This is a genomic window from Candidatus Pelagibacter communis (genome assembly GCF_001180165.1).
In the GTDB taxonomy this organism is placed as follows: Bacteria; Pseudomonadota; Alphaproteobacteria; order Pelagibacterales; family Pelagibacteraceae; genus Pelagibacter; species Pelagibacter ubique_P.
Window position 1 is genome coordinate 1 of record NZ_CVSQ01000010.1, and the last position, 1117, is coordinate 1117.

Annotated in this window: 1 protein-coding gene; it reads right to left on the reverse strand. The window is 28.6% G+C overall.

Translation table 11 applies throughout. From position 1 onward, the window contains the following. Nucleotides 1-1009: cobalamin-independent methionine synthase II family protein (locus AMN88_RS00820; RefSeq protein WP_075536000.1), on the reverse strand; the 1009-nt coding region annotated here is incomplete at its 3' end. Nucleotides 1010-1117 lie beyond the last annotated feature (108 nt).

The following is a 1117-nucleotide window of genomic DNA, read 5'->3' on the forward strand; positions in this document are numbered from 1 at the left end:
CTAATAATTGTTCAGCATCAATGACCTTAGAAAAGGTTAAAATTCTATTTTTTACAACTTCGGGATGTTCTACAAAATTTGTTGTAGAATCTATTACACCTGGAGCAATTATTTTATCTTTTGGGATTTTTAAATTTTCAAAAATTTGCCACTCATGAGAATGTCTTGGATTTGACGATTCAATTAAGTAAGTTTGTATATTAGCCTTTAAAGCTATTGGCATAATTTTTTCTAGTGCAATATCATGTAAATGGGGTCCTTCATAATTACCCCAGCAAATGTGCATTCTTATTTTAGAGCTATCAATATAACTAATAGCATTATTTAAACATTCTATTTGCTTTTCTGCTCTGACTAAAAATTCTTCCTCAGACAAATCTTTAAAAGTCATGTGTCTTGCAAGAGCTAAATCTGGACAATCTAACTGAAGTTTTAATCCATTTGATGTAATTTCTTCATATTCATCTTTCATCAGGTTAGATAAATTTTCTAAATATTCATCATCATTTTTATAAAATTTATTAGGCAAGAAAGCTGAAATAACTCCTGGAGAAGCAGCATTCATAAACGCATCCTTATGATTATTTTTTTCTAATGCTTGCTTAAAATTATCAATATCTTTTGTTAGGGAAGTTTTATCTTTAATTTTTAATTCACTAGTACAACATGGTCTTGTATAAGTTGGAGTACCACCTGTTCTTGCAATTCTTTCTTTAAAAGAAGGAAAGTCATCTAAATCTTTTGGTGCTTTTCTCTCACTCTCTCCAGAAAATCCATCAATTCTATCCTTAACATAAGTAGCATAACTAATCTTAGACATCTCACCATCGCTAATACAATCAATCCCAACCTCAATTTGTTTTTTAACAATCTTGTTAACATCTTTTTGAACAACCTTATTAAATTGATTAAAATCTATTTGTTCTTTTTGATCTTTCTTAAACAAGAGTTCAGATAATTCATTTGATCTAGGCAAACTTCCTACATGTGTTGTTTTAATTTTAGTCATAATTTATTTAATTAAAATTTGTTTCCAAATTGCAACTTCATCAAACAAAACCCACTCTCTTATAACATTTCCATCAATTATTTCTGCATGGTTTATCCCCATTATAAA